17 protein-coding genes are annotated in these 16,667 nt (G+C 38.6%); 14 read left to right on the forward strand and 3 right to left on the reverse strand.

Features of this window, described 5'->3' with window-relative positions; genetic code table 11:
• Positions 1 to 8: 8 nt before the first annotated feature.
• From BANA01_RS07300 to BANA01_RS07335, 8 genes are all read left to right on the forward strand, one after another.
• Positions 9 to 902 carry a R2-like ligand-binding oxidase gene (locus tag BANA01_RS07300; RefSeq protein ID WP_063252317.1) on the forward strand — a complete coding sequence of 298 codons (894 nt, stop codon included), beginning with the start codon at positions 9 to 11 and terminating at the stop codon, positions 900 to 902.
• Between the two features lie 71 nt (positions 903 to 973).
• Positions 974 to 2,497: an aldehyde dehydrogenase family protein gene (locus BANA01_RS07305; RefSeq protein ID WP_063252318.1), complete on the forward strand. Its 1,524-nt coding sequence runs from the start codon at positions 974 to 976 to the stop codon at positions 2,495 to 2,497.
• 16 nt (positions 2,498 to 2,513) lie between these two features.
• Positions 2,514 to 3,722, forward strand: coding sequence for an iron-containing alcohol dehydrogenase (locus BANA01_RS07310; RefSeq protein WP_063252320.1), 1,209 nt, complete (start codon positions 2,514 to 2,516; stop codon positions 3,720 to 3,722).
• Between the two features lie 153 nt (positions 3,723 to 3,875).
• On the forward strand, positions 3,876 to 4,811 hold the full coding sequence (locus tag BANA01_RS07315; protein WP_063252322.1) for a manganese-dependent inorganic pyrophosphatase: 936 nt from the start codon (positions 3,876 to 3,878) through the stop codon (positions 4,809 to 4,811).
• Positions 4,812 to 5,241: 430 nt separating this feature from the next.
• Positions 5,242 to 5,655: a MerR family transcriptional regulator gene (locus tag BANA01_RS07320; RefSeq protein ID WP_063252324.1), complete on the forward strand. Its 414-nt coding sequence runs from the start codon at positions 5,242 to 5,244 to the stop codon at positions 5,653 to 5,655.
• 59 nt (positions 5,656 to 5,714) lie between these two features.
• Positions 5,715 to 7,025: a hemolysin family protein gene (locus BANA01_RS07325; RefSeq protein WP_063252327.1), complete on the forward strand. Its 1,311-nt coding sequence runs from the start codon at positions 5,715 to 5,717 to the stop codon at positions 7,023 to 7,025.
• Positions 7,026 to 7,206: 181 nt separating this feature from the next.
• Positions 7,207 to 7,461 carry a hypothetical protein gene (locus BANA01_RS07330; protein WP_063252329.1) on the forward strand — a complete coding sequence of 85 codons (255 nt, stop codon included), beginning with the start codon at positions 7,207 to 7,209 and terminating at the stop codon, positions 7,459 to 7,461.
• A 106-nt stretch (positions 7,462 to 7,567) separates the two neighbouring features.
• On the forward strand, positions 7,568 to 8,305 hold the full coding sequence (locus BANA01_RS07335; RefSeq protein ID WP_063252331.1) for a protein-glutamine gamma-glutamyltransferase: 738 nt from the start codon (positions 7,568 to 7,570) through the stop codon (positions 8,303 to 8,305).
• Between the two features lie 41 nt (positions 8,306 to 8,346).
• Here BANA01_RS07335 and BANA01_RS29835 read toward each other — a convergent pair whose 3' ends face one another.
• Positions 8,347 to 8,517, reverse strand: coding sequence for a YuzK family famiily protein (locus BANA01_RS29835; protein ID WP_169803658.1), 171 nt, complete (start codon positions 8,515 to 8,517; stop codon positions 8,347 to 8,349).
• A 564-nt stretch (positions 8,518 to 9,081) separates the two neighbouring features.
• Positions 9,082 to 9,243: a hypothetical protein gene (locus BANA01_RS29840; protein WP_169803660.1), complete on the reverse strand. Its 162-nt coding sequence runs from the start codon at positions 9,241 to 9,243 to the stop codon at positions 9,082 to 9,084.
• Positions 9,244 to 9,503: 260 nt separating this feature from the next.
• Here BANA01_RS29840 and BANA01_RS07340 point away from each other — a divergent pair, with 260 nt between their 5' ends.
• The 5 genes from BANA01_RS07340 to BANA01_RS07360 all read left to right on the forward strand — a co-directional run bounded on the left by BANA01_RS07340 (position 9,504) and on the right by BANA01_RS07360 (position 13,805).
• Positions 9,504 to 10,178 (forward strand): TetR/AcrR family transcriptional regulator, encoded by a 675-nt coding sequence (locus BANA01_RS07340; RefSeq protein ID WP_034673063.1) that lies wholly within the window; start codon positions 9,504 to 9,506, stop codon positions 10,176 to 10,178.
• A gap of 29 nt (positions 10,179 to 10,207) precedes the next feature.
• Positions 10,208 to 10,945 carry a GTP pyrophosphokinase gene (locus BANA01_RS07345; protein ID WP_034673060.1) on the forward strand — a complete coding sequence of 246 codons (738 nt, stop codon included), beginning with the start codon at positions 10,208 to 10,210 and terminating at the stop codon, positions 10,943 to 10,945.
• Positions 10,946 to 11,088: 143 nt separating this feature from the next.
• Positions 11,089 to 12,552, forward strand: a complete 1,464-nt coding sequence (locus BANA01_RS07350) for an alanine/glycine:cation symporter family protein (protein ID WP_157411738.1) — start codon at positions 11,089 to 11,091, stop codon at positions 12,550 to 12,552.
• Positions 12,553 to 12,667: 115 nt separating this feature from the next.
• Complete coding sequence (locus tag BANA01_RS07355) at positions 12,668 to 13,015, forward strand: metal-sensitive transcriptional regulator (RefSeq protein WP_034673066.1); 348 nt, start codon at positions 12,668 to 12,670, stop codon at positions 13,013 to 13,015.
• Between the two features lie 148 nt (positions 13,016 to 13,163).
• A complete protein-coding gene (locus BANA01_RS07360) occupies positions 13,164 to 13,805 on the forward strand; it encodes a YfjL-like protein (RefSeq protein ID WP_477497683.1) in 642 nt (213 codons plus the stop codon).
• A 30-nt stretch (positions 13,806 to 13,835) separates the two neighbouring features.
• Here the strand turns inward: BANA01_RS07360 and BANA01_RS07365 are convergent, their stop codons facing one another.
• Positions 13,836 to 15,926: a metallophosphoesterase family protein gene (locus BANA01_RS07365; protein WP_235847077.1), complete on the reverse strand. Its 2,091-nt coding sequence runs from the start codon at positions 15,924 to 15,926 to the stop codon at positions 13,836 to 13,838.
• A gap of 235 nt (positions 15,927 to 16,161) precedes the next feature.
• Between BANA01_RS07365 and BANA01_RS07370 the strand changes: the two genes are divergently transcribed.
• Positions 16,162 to 16,656: a flavodoxin domain-containing protein gene (locus tag BANA01_RS07370; RefSeq protein ID WP_063252333.1), complete on the forward strand. Its 495-nt coding sequence runs from the start codon at positions 16,162 to 16,164 to the stop codon at positions 16,654 to 16,656.
• The last annotated feature ends 11 nt before the right edge of the window (positions 16,657 to 16,667 follow it).

Consider the following 16,667-nt stretch of genomic DNA (forward strand, 5'->3'; position numbering starts at 1 on the left):
AGGCCTATATGACAGAGAGAAAAATGTTAACGACAAGTAATAGAGGATTATTGGAGGATTCATTCCCTTTCCGTTTATATCAAAAAGCAAAAAGGTTAGGAACTTGGAACCCCGCTGACATTGATTTTAGTCAGGATGCGCATGACTGGAAAAAACTTAATACTGATCAGCAGGAAGATATTCTCCGTTTGATTTCACAGTTTCAAGCAGGGGAGGAAGCCGTGACACTAGATCTGCTCCCCTTAATCATGGCCATTGCAAAAGAAGGGCGTCTCGAGGAAGAGATGTTTTTAACCACATTTTTATATGAAGAAGCCAAGCATACCGAATTTTTCCGGTTAGTATTAAATGCAATTGGTGAAAAAGGCGATTTATCACATTTCCACACAGATACGTATAAAAAAATCTTCTATGAACTTCTTCCAACTACAATGGAACGTCTCGTGACGGACCAATCTCCAGCAGCAATAGCCGAAGCCTCCGTTGTGTATAACATGTTTGTCGAAGGTGTCTTAGCTGAAACGGGCTATTATTCCTTTTATCAAGCGTTAGAAAATGCTCGTATCATGCCAGGTCTCTTAGAGGGCATTGGTCATTTGAAAAAGGATGAGTCCCGGCATATTGGATATGGCACATTCCTGCTTCAACGTTTAATTTGTGAGCACCCTCATCTCTTTGACTACGTAGCAGCAAAAATGACAGAACTGACTCCATTAGCGTTAAGGTTAAATGAAGAAGGTATAGCAGGAAGGGAGGTAAGTGCATTTGGCGGAGATCCCGCATTGGTGATGGAGTTTACGCTTAGACAACTGTCAGTAAGAATGGATATCCTCGCACGTGCAAAAGGCAAAAAAATCGAAGAGATTTATAGATTCTCAGATAGCGAACTAGGTGTTTTATAAGTTAAAATCGCCTTTAAGATTTTAACAACAATCTACACAAAATTAGCCTTTATTAAAAAGGAGGAACGAAAATGACAGTAAAAGTCGAAGTTCAACAATTCCCGCTGTTTATAAATGGAAAGTGGGAACCTGCAAGTAATCAAGAAACTTTTGATGTCTTTAACCCAGCCACTGGTGAGCTTGTAGCAAAAGTGGCAAAAGGTACCTCAGCAGATGTAGATCGTGCAGTTCAGGCTGCAAGAGATGCGTTTGACAACACCGAATGGAAAAGTATGAATCCGAAAGACAGAGCCAAAGTACTCTATGCGATTTCCTATCAAATTGCGGCGCATGCGGAGGAACTGGCGTACTTAGAAGCAATTAGTTCTGGCGGTACAGTACGCCGAATTGGCAATAGTGATATTTTACAAATGGTGGATTTGTTCCAAACACTTGCAAATTTTACGTTAGAATATCCGTTCTCCGAAACCTTGCCGGTGCCGCCATTTCCAGGACCCGCACATAACTTTGTCTGGAGGGAACCAATTGGAGTTTGCGCAGCGATAACACCTTGGAATTTACCGATGGTTATTGCAACCTGGAAAATTGCTCCTGCGTTAGCAATGGGGAATACAGTTGTGATTAAGCCAGCAAGCTATACCCCGTTATCCACTCTTAAGCTGGCTGAAATAATCTCTAATGTTGTGCCGCCAGGTGTTATTAACGTGGTTACTGGTCCTGGGGCTGAAATTGGTGAAGCGCTGGTTCGTCATCCGAAGGTAGACAAGGTTGCCTTTACTGGTTCAACAGAAGTAGGAAGAAGAATTATGGGATTGGCTTCCGAAACCATTAAAAAGACAACCTTGGAGCTAGGCGGGAAGTCACCAAACATACTTTTAGAGGATGCGGATTTAAGCATCGCTCTCCCAGGCAGTTTGTTTGGAGTATTCTTACATTCTGGTCAGCTTTGTGAGAGTGGAACCCGCCTGTTTGTACCAGATTCCTTGTACGATCAAGTTGTTGCAGGTCTAGCAGGGTTAACTAGCAAGTTGAAGCTGGGCAATCCTCTGGACCCAATGACAGATGTAGGTCCGGTTATTTCTAAAAAACAAAAGGAGACTATCCTTTCTTACATTGAAGCTGGTAAACAAGAAGGAGCCACTCTTGTTTGTGGTGGGAAGGAAGTTAAGGTTCCAGGCTGTGAAGATGGATATTTTGTAGAGCCAACCATTTTTACCAATGTGACCAATGATATGAAGATTGCACAGGAAGAAATATTCGGACCAGTGTTATGTGTGATTCGCTATTCTGAGTTAGAAGAAGCCGTTAAGATGGCCAACGATACCATTTATGGTTTAGCTGCAGGTGTTTGGACACGTGATGTCAATAAAGCCTATGAAGTGGCAAGAAAACTGCAGGCAGGTGTGGTTTGGATAAATGACTGGCATATGCTTAGAAGCGATGCTCCATTTGGCGGTTATAAACAAAGCGGGATTGGCAGAGAAATGGGACAGCAATCACTAGACGCCTATACACAAACAAAGCATGTACACACTTCCATGTCTCCGGAGCTTGAAAGACGCAACTGGTATGGCATTCTGTTTGGCCAAAACTAATGAAGAGGTGAAGAATATGAAAACATCCTTATCACAGTTTATGCTTCGCACGGGTATTTACAGCGGTTCAAATTCTAGGGCTATGGTACCGAGCTTGTTTGCAGGACTAGGTGCAAAAAGAGTTGTCCTTTTAAGTGACAGAGGGCTTGAGGCAGCAGGTGTCGTCCAAAAGGTTGCAGAAATATTTCAGTTAACTGGTCATGGAAGCGGGCCACAGTTAGTTGGCCAGTTTCTAGACATCTCTCAGGATGCAGAAAGCCGCTGTATTAATGATGCTGTCCGTTATGTAAAAGAAGTAGGCGGAGACGCCCTGCTGGCAGTTGGCGGGGGCAGTGTTCTTGATACCGTAAAAGGGGTAAAATATGCACTTCATAAAGGATTATCCGATATAAAGGATGCCATACCAGGCGGACTGCTATATGAACAATTCCCTAAGGCAAACTATATTCCGATTCCGCATATTGCGATACCAACAACTGCGGGTACAGGGTCAGAGGTTTCACCGATAGCGGTTATTTTCAATGAAGAGATTCAAATGAAGACTAATATCATTAATCCATTCATTAATGCCGATATGGCAATTCTTGATCCTGATTTAACCGTCGGACTTCCTCCATTCATCACGGCTTTTACCGGTTTTGACGCTTTAACACACGCAATCGAAGCCCTTGCTTCGCCAACCGCAACAGCGCTTACAGACGCTCATGCCCTTCATGCAATTCGGTTAATTGAAAAAAATCTTCCAGTCGCTGTAGCGGATGGGACGAATTTAGGTGCTCGAATGGATTTATTGCAAGCCAGTTTAATGGGGATAACTGCCTTTAGCTTTGCCTTAAATGCTATACCGGTACACAACCTGGCACACGCCTACGGTGCATTATTCCGCATTCCACATGGATTGGCAAATGCCGTCTTCCTGCCTATTGTAATGGAGATGATTCCTGCATTATACCTGCCAAAGGTAAACGAGCTTGCTTCTGCATTGGACGTTGAGGTCAAAGGGGAAACTGCAGAAGCAGCATTAGTAAAGGTTGTGGAAAAGATACGTTTGCTTCAGCACAAGGTTGGACTCCCTTCCGATTTCAAACAATACAATATTTCTGAAGAAAATCTCGCACAAACGCTGCCAGCGGTGATGAAAGACCCGGCAGCACTTAGCTTCCCAATGCCAAAAGAATTAATTGCAGCGATAGGACAAAGGGTTGTCCCTCTTGGAGTAAAATAAATATAGTGACCCAGCCAGGAACATGTTCATTCGTCGGCTGGGTTTTAATTTTTTTTTTTGAATACTGGGTAAGAATGGGATATAATTTTCGTTAGGGTCAAACTCAGTAATGGAGCTTGTCTACATATATTAATACGATTAGGAGTCAAAAAAATGGAAAAAGTACTTATTTTCGGCCACAAAAACCCTGACACAGATACGATTTGTTCTGCAATTGCCTATGCAGATTTGAAAAAACAACTTGGGATGGATGTAGAACCAGTTCGCTTAGGAAGCGTGAATGGTGAAACTCAATTTGCTCTGGAAACGTTCAAAGCAGAAGTACCACGCTTAGTGGAAAATGTAGCTTCTGAAGTAAATTCAGTTATTTTAGTTGATCACAATGAACGCCAGCAAAGTGCTAATGATATCGCTGATGTTCGTGTTTTAGAAGTAATCGACCACCATCGTATCGCTAACTTCGAAACAAGTGATCCTTTGTACTATCGTTGTGAGCCAGTAGGCTGTACAGCAACCATCTTAAATAAAATGTACAAAGAAAATGGCAAGGAAATCAAAAAGGAAATTGCCGGTCTTATGCTATCAGCGATTATTTCAGATTCATTGCTGTTTAAATCTCCAACTTGCACAGCTGAAGATGTTGCGGCTGCGAAAGAATTAGCTGAAATTGCAGGTGTTGACGCACAAAGCTACGGCTTAGAAATGCTCAAAGCAGGTGCAGATTTAAGCGATAAAACGATTGAACAATTAATCACACTGGACGCTAAAGAATTCGAAATGGGTTCAAGTAAAGTAGAAATCGCACAAGTTAATGCAGTTGATACGGCAGAAGTGCTTGCACGCCAAGCAGAATTAGAAGCTGCGATCAATAAAAATATTGAAGAAAAAAATCTAGACTTATTCTTATTTGTGGTAACAGATATTTTAACAAATGACTCTGTTGGTTTAGCATTAGGCAGTAAAACCAATGCAGTTGAAAAAGCATACAATGTTACTTTAGAGAATAATACAGCCGTTCTTAAGGGCGTAGTTTCCCGTAAGAAACAAATCGTCCCAGTTCTAACGGATATATTTAATCAAGGGATTTAATTAATAAGGAAAACCGTTCTTATTTTATAGGAACGGTTTTTTAAATTTTTAGGGTTTGTTCATTTAACTGCTGATATTGCACCCTGTTGATTGGAACGGAAGGCACGAAGACTCCTCGAAAATGCTATCGCATTTTCTTCGTGCGTGGGCGGATTCGAGGAGGAATTCAATGTCCTGCGGGAGTACGGGGCTGGGGAGACCCCACAGGCGCTTTAGCGCCGAGGAGGATCCACGGCACGCCCTAAGGTGCGCGAAGTGCCTCGTGTCAGGCAAAGAACGCATGTCACTGCGGTGATTATTCAAAGAAGCTTTCCTTAGTGGAGTGGAAATCAACAGGCCAAATTTTATAGTAAAAACTACTACGTTGACTGTACAGTTTTGGTTATGGTAGTATTATATAATAATAGAAAGGGGTGAGTAGGTTGGGAAGTTGTATCGTATTGGTGAAATAGCGAAATTAATGAATATCTCTAAAAGAACAATCGATTATTACACCCAAATAGGCTTACTTAACCCTATTCGGACGGACTCTAATTATCGATTGTACGGAGAAGACTGTATTCAAATCATGCATTTAATTGAACACTATAAAAATCTTAATATGCCACTTGAGGAGATAAAATCTTCAATTGAATTAATTAAGATGGAAAACTGTGTGGATAAGCAAAAGGTAGAAAAGCATTTTGAACAGATTGGGATCCTAATGCGTCACCTAAAGGAAGAAATTGAAGCAATCGAACCAATTCTTGACAAACTAAACAGCGGACAGAAAGAAATGGTTAGAAATAAATTATCTTCTCAAGGTGTACCTTTAGCTCAAACCTTATTATTATTACTAAGTTAACTTACATTTACAAAAACCAGGAGGTGTATTCCTTACTCATTCTTTGAGTAAGGAGACCATTGACCATTATTAACTTGATTGTGATTGCTATTTTAATTGGCTTTACGGCATTCTTCGTGTCTTTCGAATTTGCCATCGTAAAAATCCGTAGTACACGAATTGATCAGCTCGTAGGAGAAGGCGATAAAAAAGCAATTGCGGCTAAGAAAATTGTTTCAAATTTAGATGAATATTTATCTGCTTGTCAATTAGGTATTACTGTTACGGCTTTAGGATTAGGTTGGCTGGGTGAACCAACCGTTGAACATTTACTACATCCATTGTTTACACATTTAAACATACCTGAATCAGCAGCAGGAATCTTATCTTTTGTTATTGCTTTTGCGTCCGTAACCTTTTTGCACGTTGTAGTTGGTGAACTTGCACCCAAAACGATTGCGATTAATAAAGCAGAGGCAGTTACATTATTTTTTGCAAAACCAATGATCATTTTTTATAAAATAATGTATCCATTTATTAAAACGTTAAATGGTTCTGCGCGTATCATTGTTGGACTCTTTGGTTTGAAGCCTGCTTCAGAATATGAAGACGCGCACTCAGAAGAAGAACTTCAATTAATTATCTCTGAAAGCTACAAAAGCGGTGAAATCAATCAGTCTGAATACAAATATGTAAATAATATCTTTGAGTTTGACGATCGTATCGCAAAAGAAATTATGGTGCCGCGTACGGAAATCGTCGCTTTTGACAAATCACAAACATTAGAAGAATGTTTGGAAATTGTGAAAGCAGAAAATTATACAAGATATCCGGTTATTGATGGTGAAAAAGATAACATAGTCGGTATGTTGAATATGAAGGAAGTATTGACTGATTATATTAGCGGTAAAAACCTCGATACTTCAATTGAAGAATATACACGTCCGGTGATTCAGGTTATCGAATCAATTGCCATTCATGATTTGTTAGTTAAAATGCAGAAAGATCGCGTTCATATGGCAATTTTAATGGATGAATATGGCGGTACAGCTGGTTTAGTTACGGTTGAGGATATTCTGGAAGAGATTGTCGGGGAAATTCGTGATGAATTTGACGAAGACGAAGTACCGGAAATTAATAAAATCAGTGAGCATAAAACAGTTGTGGATGGGAAAGTTCTAATTGATGAAGTAAACGATTTATTTGGTCTTGATATTCATGATGAGGAAATGGATACCATTGGTGGATGGATTCTTTCCGAAAAAATGGATGTAGTCGAAGGTGATAAAATTGAATATGGTGATTATGAATTTAAGGTTGTTGAAATTGACGGTTACCACATTAAATTATTAGAAATTGTGAAATTGATGAAACACGAATCAATTGCTTAAATCTTCCCCTCTTGTCTATAAGGCAAGAGGGGTTTCTTTTTGGTATAAAGCAAGATAGGTTATCGTTTTCTTTCTATAGTATTTACGGAGAAAAAATGGGCTTGGCCTGTAAACTCTGATTCGGAACGAAAGCTGCAATTTATTCGTCTAATGAATAAAAGGTGCTGGAAGGGTTGAGGTTATGCTGTTCTTTGTGTTTTTTCTTATCGGGTTGGTCATTCCGTTTTTATTAATAAAGATTAAACCAAGCTGGATTGTTTGGGCGCCATCATTTGTTTTATTTCTAGCTGCCATTGCTTTTTATGGAAAGGCAGAGTTTTTTCCTGGTGAGGGAATGGCCGATTTAGCGGAGCGTCTTTATTTTATCATCTTTGGAATTACCGCCATTGGCTCGATTGTGGGCGGATTGATTGTTCATTTTTTCAGAAATAAATAAACTTCATTACCCGAGTCAGGTCCTAAGTATGGATTTGGCTTTTTCTAATTGGCCTCCTGCATGTATCCAGAAATAGAGTCATATGGTGTAAAAGAGGAGGTATCAAATGATTAGTTTAAATGGTCGGATACTCAAGCCTGAGGAGCTTAGTAATGAAATTGCTAGCAGCGAGCAAAAGGTAATGGTAAATGAATTGGCGAGGTACCCTGTGATCTATTATTATGAATCTATTCAACAGCTGAAATTTGAGTTGCTTTTTAGAGTGAATACAGTAAAAGCAGCAAATGCATTAAACAAAAGCGGGGCAAAGTTTACGACCTTCACTTATTCTTTTCCGAACAGAAAATACTGGTATCGCTTGCCAAACGGAGGGTTTCTTTTACGGGAGGGAATCGATCCTTCCGAAGGAATTGAAGATATAGTGAAAAATGGGGAGCTCTATGCCTTTGAATGTTCTACCGCGATTGCCATTGTTTTGTACATTGCTGCCCTATATTCGATTGGACCGAGGGCTTTTAATACGTATTTTAGCCGACTATACTTAATGGATTGGCAGTTTGATGAAGATCTTCCTATTTATCAAAAAGATGGAGAGGATTTTCTTATTGGAGATGTTTTACATTTTAAGAACCCAGATTTTGACCCAAAGCAGCCGTGGTGGCGGGCAGAAAATGTAATTTTTTTGGGAAATGATAAATTCTATGGACATGGAATTGGAATTAGAGATTCAAAGACCATTATTAAATTTTTAAACGGAAAGAGAAAAGAAAACGCTGATGAGTCTGCCTATCTAATGCGTATGATCACAAGACCAAATTATAAAACGATCAGCCTATTACGGTGAAAATTTAAGGAGCGTCCATTATGGAGGCTCCTTCTATCTATTTAAGAGTGTAATCTTCCGTCAAAATCTGCGCTAAGCCGTTTACATATTAGATGGTCCAGCTCACGTCGTTTTTCAACTTCCATTCTCACATTTAATTTACGTTTGTAGACTTCATAACATACTCCATGTGCACTTAACAAACCTTTTTCCATTTCATTTGTGTACTTCATTTTCAAATAATGGATAATGAATCCCTCCGGTTTTTACCGTTCATTACGGCTTTTTTGTTAATACAATAATAATGATAGCACTGAAGATTTTTCGTTACAAAGTCGAAAAAACGGCATATCTCGGCGTCAATGAGGGTGACGTAGAAAGTCGCGGATATAACTCTTACATCCTTAAAATAGGAGCCATATCCTTCCATTAAGAGCTTGTAATGTTATTTAACCGAAAGACTGTGTTATATAATGCTGTTGATTTGCGCTCCAGAAGCCAGCCTAAGTAAAATAGGCGGAGACTTTCCGGGAAAATGCACAATGGAGCCTGTTTGGGGATAGCTAGCGGACGGTTTCCGGTTATGTAAAGCAAAACCTCTTATTTTTGAAAATTCCAAGCCAATAGGCGGAATCTCTCCGTTTATTTGAGCTTTTTTTAGTGGGAATTATTAATTGAGCGGAATTACTCCGTCTATTTTCTAAAAATTATTAAAATCAACCATAAACTTTAACACATCCAACCGAAAAGAAAGCCCATTGCATCTGCTGCAATGGGCTTTCTAAATGATTTCTTTTTTAATTCATAGATTTATCTAACAGGAAATCGGCTTTAGGCAAAGTAATAATCTTGCCGCCAATTTGTACGTGTACGGTATCGTTGAAAATGGCTTTTACAATTCCCTTTAGTGAAACGCTTGAGTTGATTGAGATATCTTTTTTATCAGATTGGTTTGCCATATTAATCAACACCTTCCAAAGTTAATTATAAAATATTATATATGAATAAAAACAAAAAAAGCGAGTAAAAAGTCTCAAAAAAACCAAAAATAAATAATTTGTTCATGTTATCTACAATCAATGCCAAGGGGTGTGAACATCCATTGAAATAACATGAACTATAGTTCAAGTATTACATGATTAAGAGATTCTGTCAATGGAAACATGAACTAGGGTTCAATATTTGTGTTTTGTGTTATAATAGCAATGAGGTGAGAAAAATGTCAGACCGAGAAGACCAGCTGGTGGGTGAGTTTCCATTAATTCCGAAGCAGGAACGTGCCCAGCTTAAACGAGATTTGTTGCTAAAAAGTGGTCAAGAATTATTTATCACAAAAGGGTATGAGCATACCACGGCAAAGGAAATCGCAGCACATGCAGGGGTAGCGACTGGGACTTTTTATCGGTACTTTTCGGATAAACGACAGCTATTAATGTCTCTGTTAGAGAATCAAATCGAGATGTTAATGCCGCCTGAACCAAAATGGAGTGACTCAGATCCGGAAAGCATGCTGGCGTCCCTGTTAGAGGCACATGATAAACGGATTAAGGAAATGGGAATGCAGCGATTGCTTCCTGAATTATTGGCAAAGGACACTGAATTTGCTGTGGTGTTAGCAGCGGCAAAACGGAAGATATTTACTAGAATTCTTTTAGGATTAACAAAGGCATATGAGAAGGGTCTAACTTGGAAAGATTTAGATTTAAATACAGTTACATGGTCGCTGATGACTTTGGCCGAGCATGCACCTGATAAAATGAACCAATGTGGGAACGTGACCGATTATCGTGAAGTAGCAAAAGTAATTTGCCGAATCATTTTTCCACCAGAAGAGATCAAAAAGTTACAATTAAATGAAACTGAAAACGAAACTGAAGCAGACGAAGTAGAGTAATGATTTTTGAAAGGATGTAAACACTGGGAATGGAAAAGACCCTTGATTTGAATTATTTAAAAACAATTAAAATTGAACTGACTCGTTTTATGATGGCTTATAAATTTGCCCTCGATGAAATGACGACAAAGATCAATATACTAAAAGATGAATTCAATTATATTCATGATTACAACCCAATAGAACATGTAAAATCACGGTTAAAATCACCTGAGAGTATTTTTAAAAAAGTACAAAGAAAAGATTGTGAATTTAATCTAGAAAGTATTAAAACAAATATTAAAGATATAGCTGGAATAAGGATTACCTGCTCATTCATTTCGGATATTTATGAGATAAGCAGGATGATTGCGAATCAAAAAGACGTCCGTATTATAGAATATAAGGATTATATAAAAAACCCAAAACCGAATGGGTACCAAAGTCTGCATATGATTGTGGAGATTCCAATCTTTATGTCCGACCGTGAGGAACAAATTATGGTTGAGATTCAAATCCGCACCATTGCGATGGATTTCTGGGCAAGCTTAGAGCATAAAATCTATTATAAATATAATAAGGAAATTCCTAAAAAAATGCTGGATGAATTAAAATCCACTGCAGAAATGGCGGGGCTTTTGGACCGGAAAATGGAGAAGCTGCATAGAGAAATGGATAAAATGAAGAAAGATGATGAAGCTAATGAGCTCCTTGTGCCATTTGGAGTCGGAAACAACAAACTTAAATTCTTAGAATCTTTTATGGAAGAAAAACTGGGAATTAAATAAGAAAAAGTGCCTATTACTTCATTTGGTAATAGGCTTTTACTATTTTATGTAAGAAAACCTAACGGATTATTCAAAAAATTCTTTCATTTTATAAACGAGCTGTTATATAATAGAAAACAACAAAGATGAAAAGGGGGATTTACTTGGAAGGATTTGTAAATTGGTTGAATGGAATTATTTGGAGCCAGGCACTTATTTATTTATGTTTAGGGGTAGGTTTATTTTACACGTTATCAACTCGGTTTCTTCAAATCAGGCATATGAAGGATATTTTTAGGCTAACGTTTAAAGGTCAAAAATCCGAAGCTGGAATTTCATCCTTTCAGGCGTTAAACCTTGCATTGTCCGGCAGGGTTGGTACAGGAAATATTGCAGGTGTTGCCACTGCGATTGCATTTGGGGGGCCAGGGGCCGTTTTTTGGATGTGGTTAATCGCGTTTTTAGGTGCTGGTTCAGCCTTCATAGAATCCACACTTGGTCAGGTATATAAGTCAAAACAAGACGGACAATTTCGAGGCGGTCCAGCTTACTACATAGAAAAAGGGCTGAAGCTTAAATGGTATGCCGTATTATTTGCGATTGTAACAGTTATTGCGACGGGAGCCCTTTTACCTGGGGTACAAGCAAATAGTATCGCTGTCAGTATCGATAATGCTTTCGGCATCAATACAAGTATTACAGGTATCGTATTAATGTTAGTTTTAGCTGCAATTATTTTTGGAGGAGTAAAACGTATTGCACGAACAGCTGAATTTGTTGTACCATTTATGGCTGTTGGTTATATTATTGTTGCTCTAATCATTACATTTGCAAATTTTTCTCAAATACCAGAAGTCCTTTCTTTAATCTTCTCAAGTGCATTTGGCGGAAATGCAGCATATGGGGGAATTTTAGGTGCCGCTATCTCTTGGGGAGTAAAACGTGGTATATACTCCAATGAAGCCGGACAGGGTACTGGACCTCATGCAGCAGCAGCTGCGGAAGTATCACATCCTGCTAAACAAGGGATTGTTCAAGCCTTCTCCGTTTATATTGATACTTGGTTTGTTTGTACGGCAACAGCCTTTATGATCCTCATGACAGGAATGTATAATGTAACTCCTGAAGGGAAAGAACCAATTGTTACAAACCTGACTGAAGTTGAAGCGGGTCCTGGATATACACAAGCGGCAGTTGAGTCTGTATTACCAGGATTTGGTGCACCATTTGTAGCCATTGCATTGTTGTTCTTCGCCTTTACAACGATTATGGCTTACTATTATATGGCAGAAACGAATCTTGCCTATATTAGAAAAAATAAGAATCAATGGACGGAATATGTCCTGAAATTTGTTATTTTAGGCATGGTCTACTACGGCTGCGTCAAAGAAGCAGGTCTTGCCTGGGCTCTAGGGGATGTTGGTGTTGGAGCAATGGCTTGGTTAAACCTGATTGCCATTCTTCTTTTAACGAAACCTGCTATGAAAGTTCTAAAGGACTATGAAGCTCAATTAAAAGACGGAAAAGATCCCGTGTTTGATCCGGTAAAATTAGGGATTAAAGATGCTGATTTCTGGGAACATGAATATAAGTATCCAGAAGCCGAATCTGTTGAAAAAATAGGGTAACTTGAAAAAGAAAAGAAACTGACGCACGCTTGTCAGTTTCTTTTTTACTTTCAAGGTTGAGCTATCGCTTTACGATAGGGGGGTATGATATAATAACAAAAAATGAGGTGATGGAATGTCTTTTGAACATAAATCTGAGGAAGAAATGATCGAAGAATCTTGCTGTAATACGGAGGGCAGTCACCGTAAAAGTCATCATTCTGATAAGGTGAAAAGTAATCTTGTTACAAGGCTCAATCGCATTGAAGGGCAAATTCGCGGAATTAAAGGAATGATTGAAAAGGACACCTATTGCGATGATGTGATCACGCAAATTTCCGCAACACAATCTGCACTGAATAGTGTGGCAAAAATTTTGTTAGAAGGACATCTGAAAACATGTGTAATTGAGAGAATACAAGAAGGAGACCATGAAGTTTTAGACGAAGTTCTCGTAACTATCCAAAAATTAATGAAGAAATAGCAGGTTCATCAAGCCGTACTTTATGTACGTCTTTTTTTATTCCACTACCAATTATTTCTAGAAGGAATAAGAAATTAGTATGGAGTATATTATAATTATAATATTCTGAAAATTATAGAGGTGAGGAGATATAAGGGCAACGAAAATAATCCTAATGGTATTTGCTGGACTTATCCTTTCTTTTAGTGTATACGCTTATACAGTGTTTTATGGAACACCTTGGACCAAACAACAACATGAAGAAAATATGAAAAACTACATTAAGGATAAATACCATACAGAATTTGTTCTTACTAAATTGAATTACAATTTTTTAAGCGAAACATACCAGGGATATGCCTACCCTACACAGCACTCGAACCTCTTGTTTATCATTGAGGAAGATATGGACTCTGCTCTTGGCTATTCGGATAATTATCCAAAGGTTATGTGGGATAGTGAGTTAGCAAAGAGCCTTAAAGCACAAATCAAAGAACTCTTTCCAGAATTGGATGAAGGAATGTTTAAAGCACTCCAAATTAAGGACAAAGCGGAACTCTTTGGTGTGAATATACCTTCCTATGAAGAAACAAACATTTCGACACTCTCCACCTCTATACCAATCGATATAAAAGCAAATTGGGCACAAGTGAATCAAAAAAATGAAATACAAAAAATGAAAAAGCTTAGTCAATTTTTACAGGAGGCAGATTTTCCTGTATTAATGGAAGTCAGGTATTATGAAACTGAAATGAACGAACAGGCGAAGGTTTTCTTTATTACGGAAACAGGAGAAATCATTGAAAAATAGTGCTGCCACATATAGTGGAGCACTATTTTTTCATGGTTGTATGAATTTGTGATGATGATTAAGCAGGTAGTTTTTTATTGCTATTCTTCTAATCATGAGTAGGCCGAGGTTGTTATTCGTTTCCATAATAGAATTATTTTCTAATGTTTGATAGCTTACGATATCCCTCCATAAATATGGATTTGATGCAATACTTTTTCCGACTTCTTGAATGTTATAAGAGGGAGTGCAGACACGTTGAATTTCGTTGTTTTTTCTTTTGATAGCATTCAGGGCCATTATTTGTTTCATCAAGATACCCCACAGACCTCCGAAACTCATATTTTTCAGTGGAGAACTGGTAAATTGGTGAATGGTAAGTTTTTGACCATTTTGAAAGGAAACAGCCGCTTTAACTGCAGAGGCATAATGAACATCTCCAGATAAAATAATACAGCGGTTAGGTTTCCATGCTGCTACCTGTTCGAGGAATTCAGTAAATCCTTTGCCATTATACTTCCATGCTTCAAAATCAAATTTGGTATGCACATTAACGCCCAATACTCTTAAAGGATAGACATAATCATGTAAAAACGTTTCAATAAGGCCCAGTCCATATAAGGGTGTGGCGGAAATAATCATTAAAGGGCTGCCGCTTTTCCATTCACTTTCAAACAGACTGTGGGTTACACGCCCCCAGCCTTCTTGACTAATCAGCTTTGGAGCCCAGATGGTTTCCTCAATAAGTTGCCCAAATTTCTCTGGTCTTGGCTCCTGGCTGTATTCTCTTTGTGTACGTGTGTCCAAGAAGATCGCTTTTGGATTTGTTGGTGCCACAAAATGCCAAGAGTCAAAGTTCCATAAGGTGTTTTTCCATTCTTCTTGATAGGTAATTTTTCCAACGCTTAACATTTTAAAATAAGTTTTCATCCGCCAAAGGAATTTATCATTAAAGGATTGTGGGGCATTCCCCCATCCTTGAAAAGCCCAATATGCGGATAAACCATTGCCTACAACATGGCTCCCTAATGCGGAGTTTTTAACATTTTCCTTCCACCTAAAGGATAGGTTCCAATCATCGGTGATGTCATGGTCATCAAAAATCATGTATGTTGGTATGTTTGCAAGAAGACGTCGAATACGATAAAGAGAATGCTGAAAAGAAATCAGTGCCTCCTGGTGCTCCGTAAAGCGATTTCTAAGCCGAATTTCTTCGTTTTTGTTTTCCTTTTGATACCTATCCTCTTTTGGAAAAACAAAATAAATCTGATTCTTTTTAACACAGCCATCGTAATGTTCGAAAAGTCCATATTCTTGTGCAGTTTCCCATAGCTGCGGGCTCCATGAGAGCAGATACATGGCTGCATACTCTCCGAATTTCATTAGGTGATTGCTCCCATGGGAAGTGGTAAAATGACAAAACTTTTCCAAAATATATTGCCTGCCGTTGACTTGGTTCAATGCCGTTTTGAAGGGCTCTTGGTTTAGCCGTGCATCTATTAATTCGAGGGGCTCTCTCGCACCAATTAATGCCTCGCTTAGTTTAGCAATGACGGGAAACAATGGATCTGCAACATCATCTGCATAAATCTGGTCTCCCATAAGAAATAATGTACTTGGCCGAACCAGTAAATTATTATATTCCCTTTCTAGTAAAATGTCGGCAGTGGAGAGGGTATCCTCATCATCGCCATGTGGTTTTCGACATGAACCATAGAGTACATTGCAACGTTGTGCGGAGCTGTTGAGAAATAGGGTAGGGTAGTCAAGGTTACCGTAGGTGATGGATTCGGGATTATCCTGCGATAGTAACCCTATTGAACGTAAGTCTTGAAGTTCAGAGCCTCGCTGAAAATGAATATTGTACCCGAGTAAGGTATCGGCTGGGAAGGTATCACGATAAGGGGAGAGGTGAATTATATGAATAAACAGTTGTTTACCCATCCGTATCCTTTTCGTTTCACATTTTGTTTGGATACTTTCATAATCAAACGAACTAGTTTCATTACTTGAAGTGATACGACAAATCTCAGCATGAATTCGGTAACTTTTACTTGTCGCAATCCAAATTGTTATTTGATTAGGTTCTGCTCTCCGAACAATCGGTCCTGACAAGATCATTGGTAAGGGAATGAAATTCAATTTTATCACCTCATGATCATTTTATTTTGGGTTAGCTATTTTATTCCAGCACATGGGTTTAGAGGCAGACAATGAAATGGCTTCATTAGGTGGATAAATTGTAGAAATATTGCCAATATTTTTCAGGGATATGGCTGATAGCTGTCTTATAATGGTAGTAAGAAAACAAAAGTCCGACGGGATGATTTTCGTCCTTAATGGTGTAAAAACATTTCCATGGAGGGTAGGATGATTTATGAAGACATTGATTGTTTATTGCTCGTCTCATGGCACAACAGAAAAAGCTGTCCAATTGGTGAGTGAGTGGATGGAAGGAGAAGTCCTGGCAGTTGATTTGAAACGGGATAAAATTACCTTTGATGTACGTGAATATGACTTCGTAATCATTGGCGGCTCCATCCATGCAGGAAGTATTCAAGGGAAAATAAAGCATTATATCGCAAAGCACCATGATGAACTGCTAACAAAAAAATTGGGTCTTTTCCTTTGCTGTTGGCATGATGGAGAAACAGCACTTGAACAATTTGACGCTGCCTTCCCTGAGGAAGTAAGGAAAATATCCATCGCTAATGGTATTTTTGGCGGAGAATTCTTAGTCAGTAAAATGAACTTTATTGAAAGGCAAATTGTTAAAAAGGTAAATGGAATCACAGAGGACACATCGAATTTAAATATGACGGCCATCATGACCTTTGTTATGAAAATTAATGCAACCATCGCACTTGTATAGAAAATGCCTGA

Source organism: Neobacillus niacini NBRC 15566 (genome assembly GCF_001591505.1).
GTDB lineage: Bacteria > Bacillota > Bacilli > Bacillales > Cytobacillaceae > Neobacillus > Neobacillus niacini.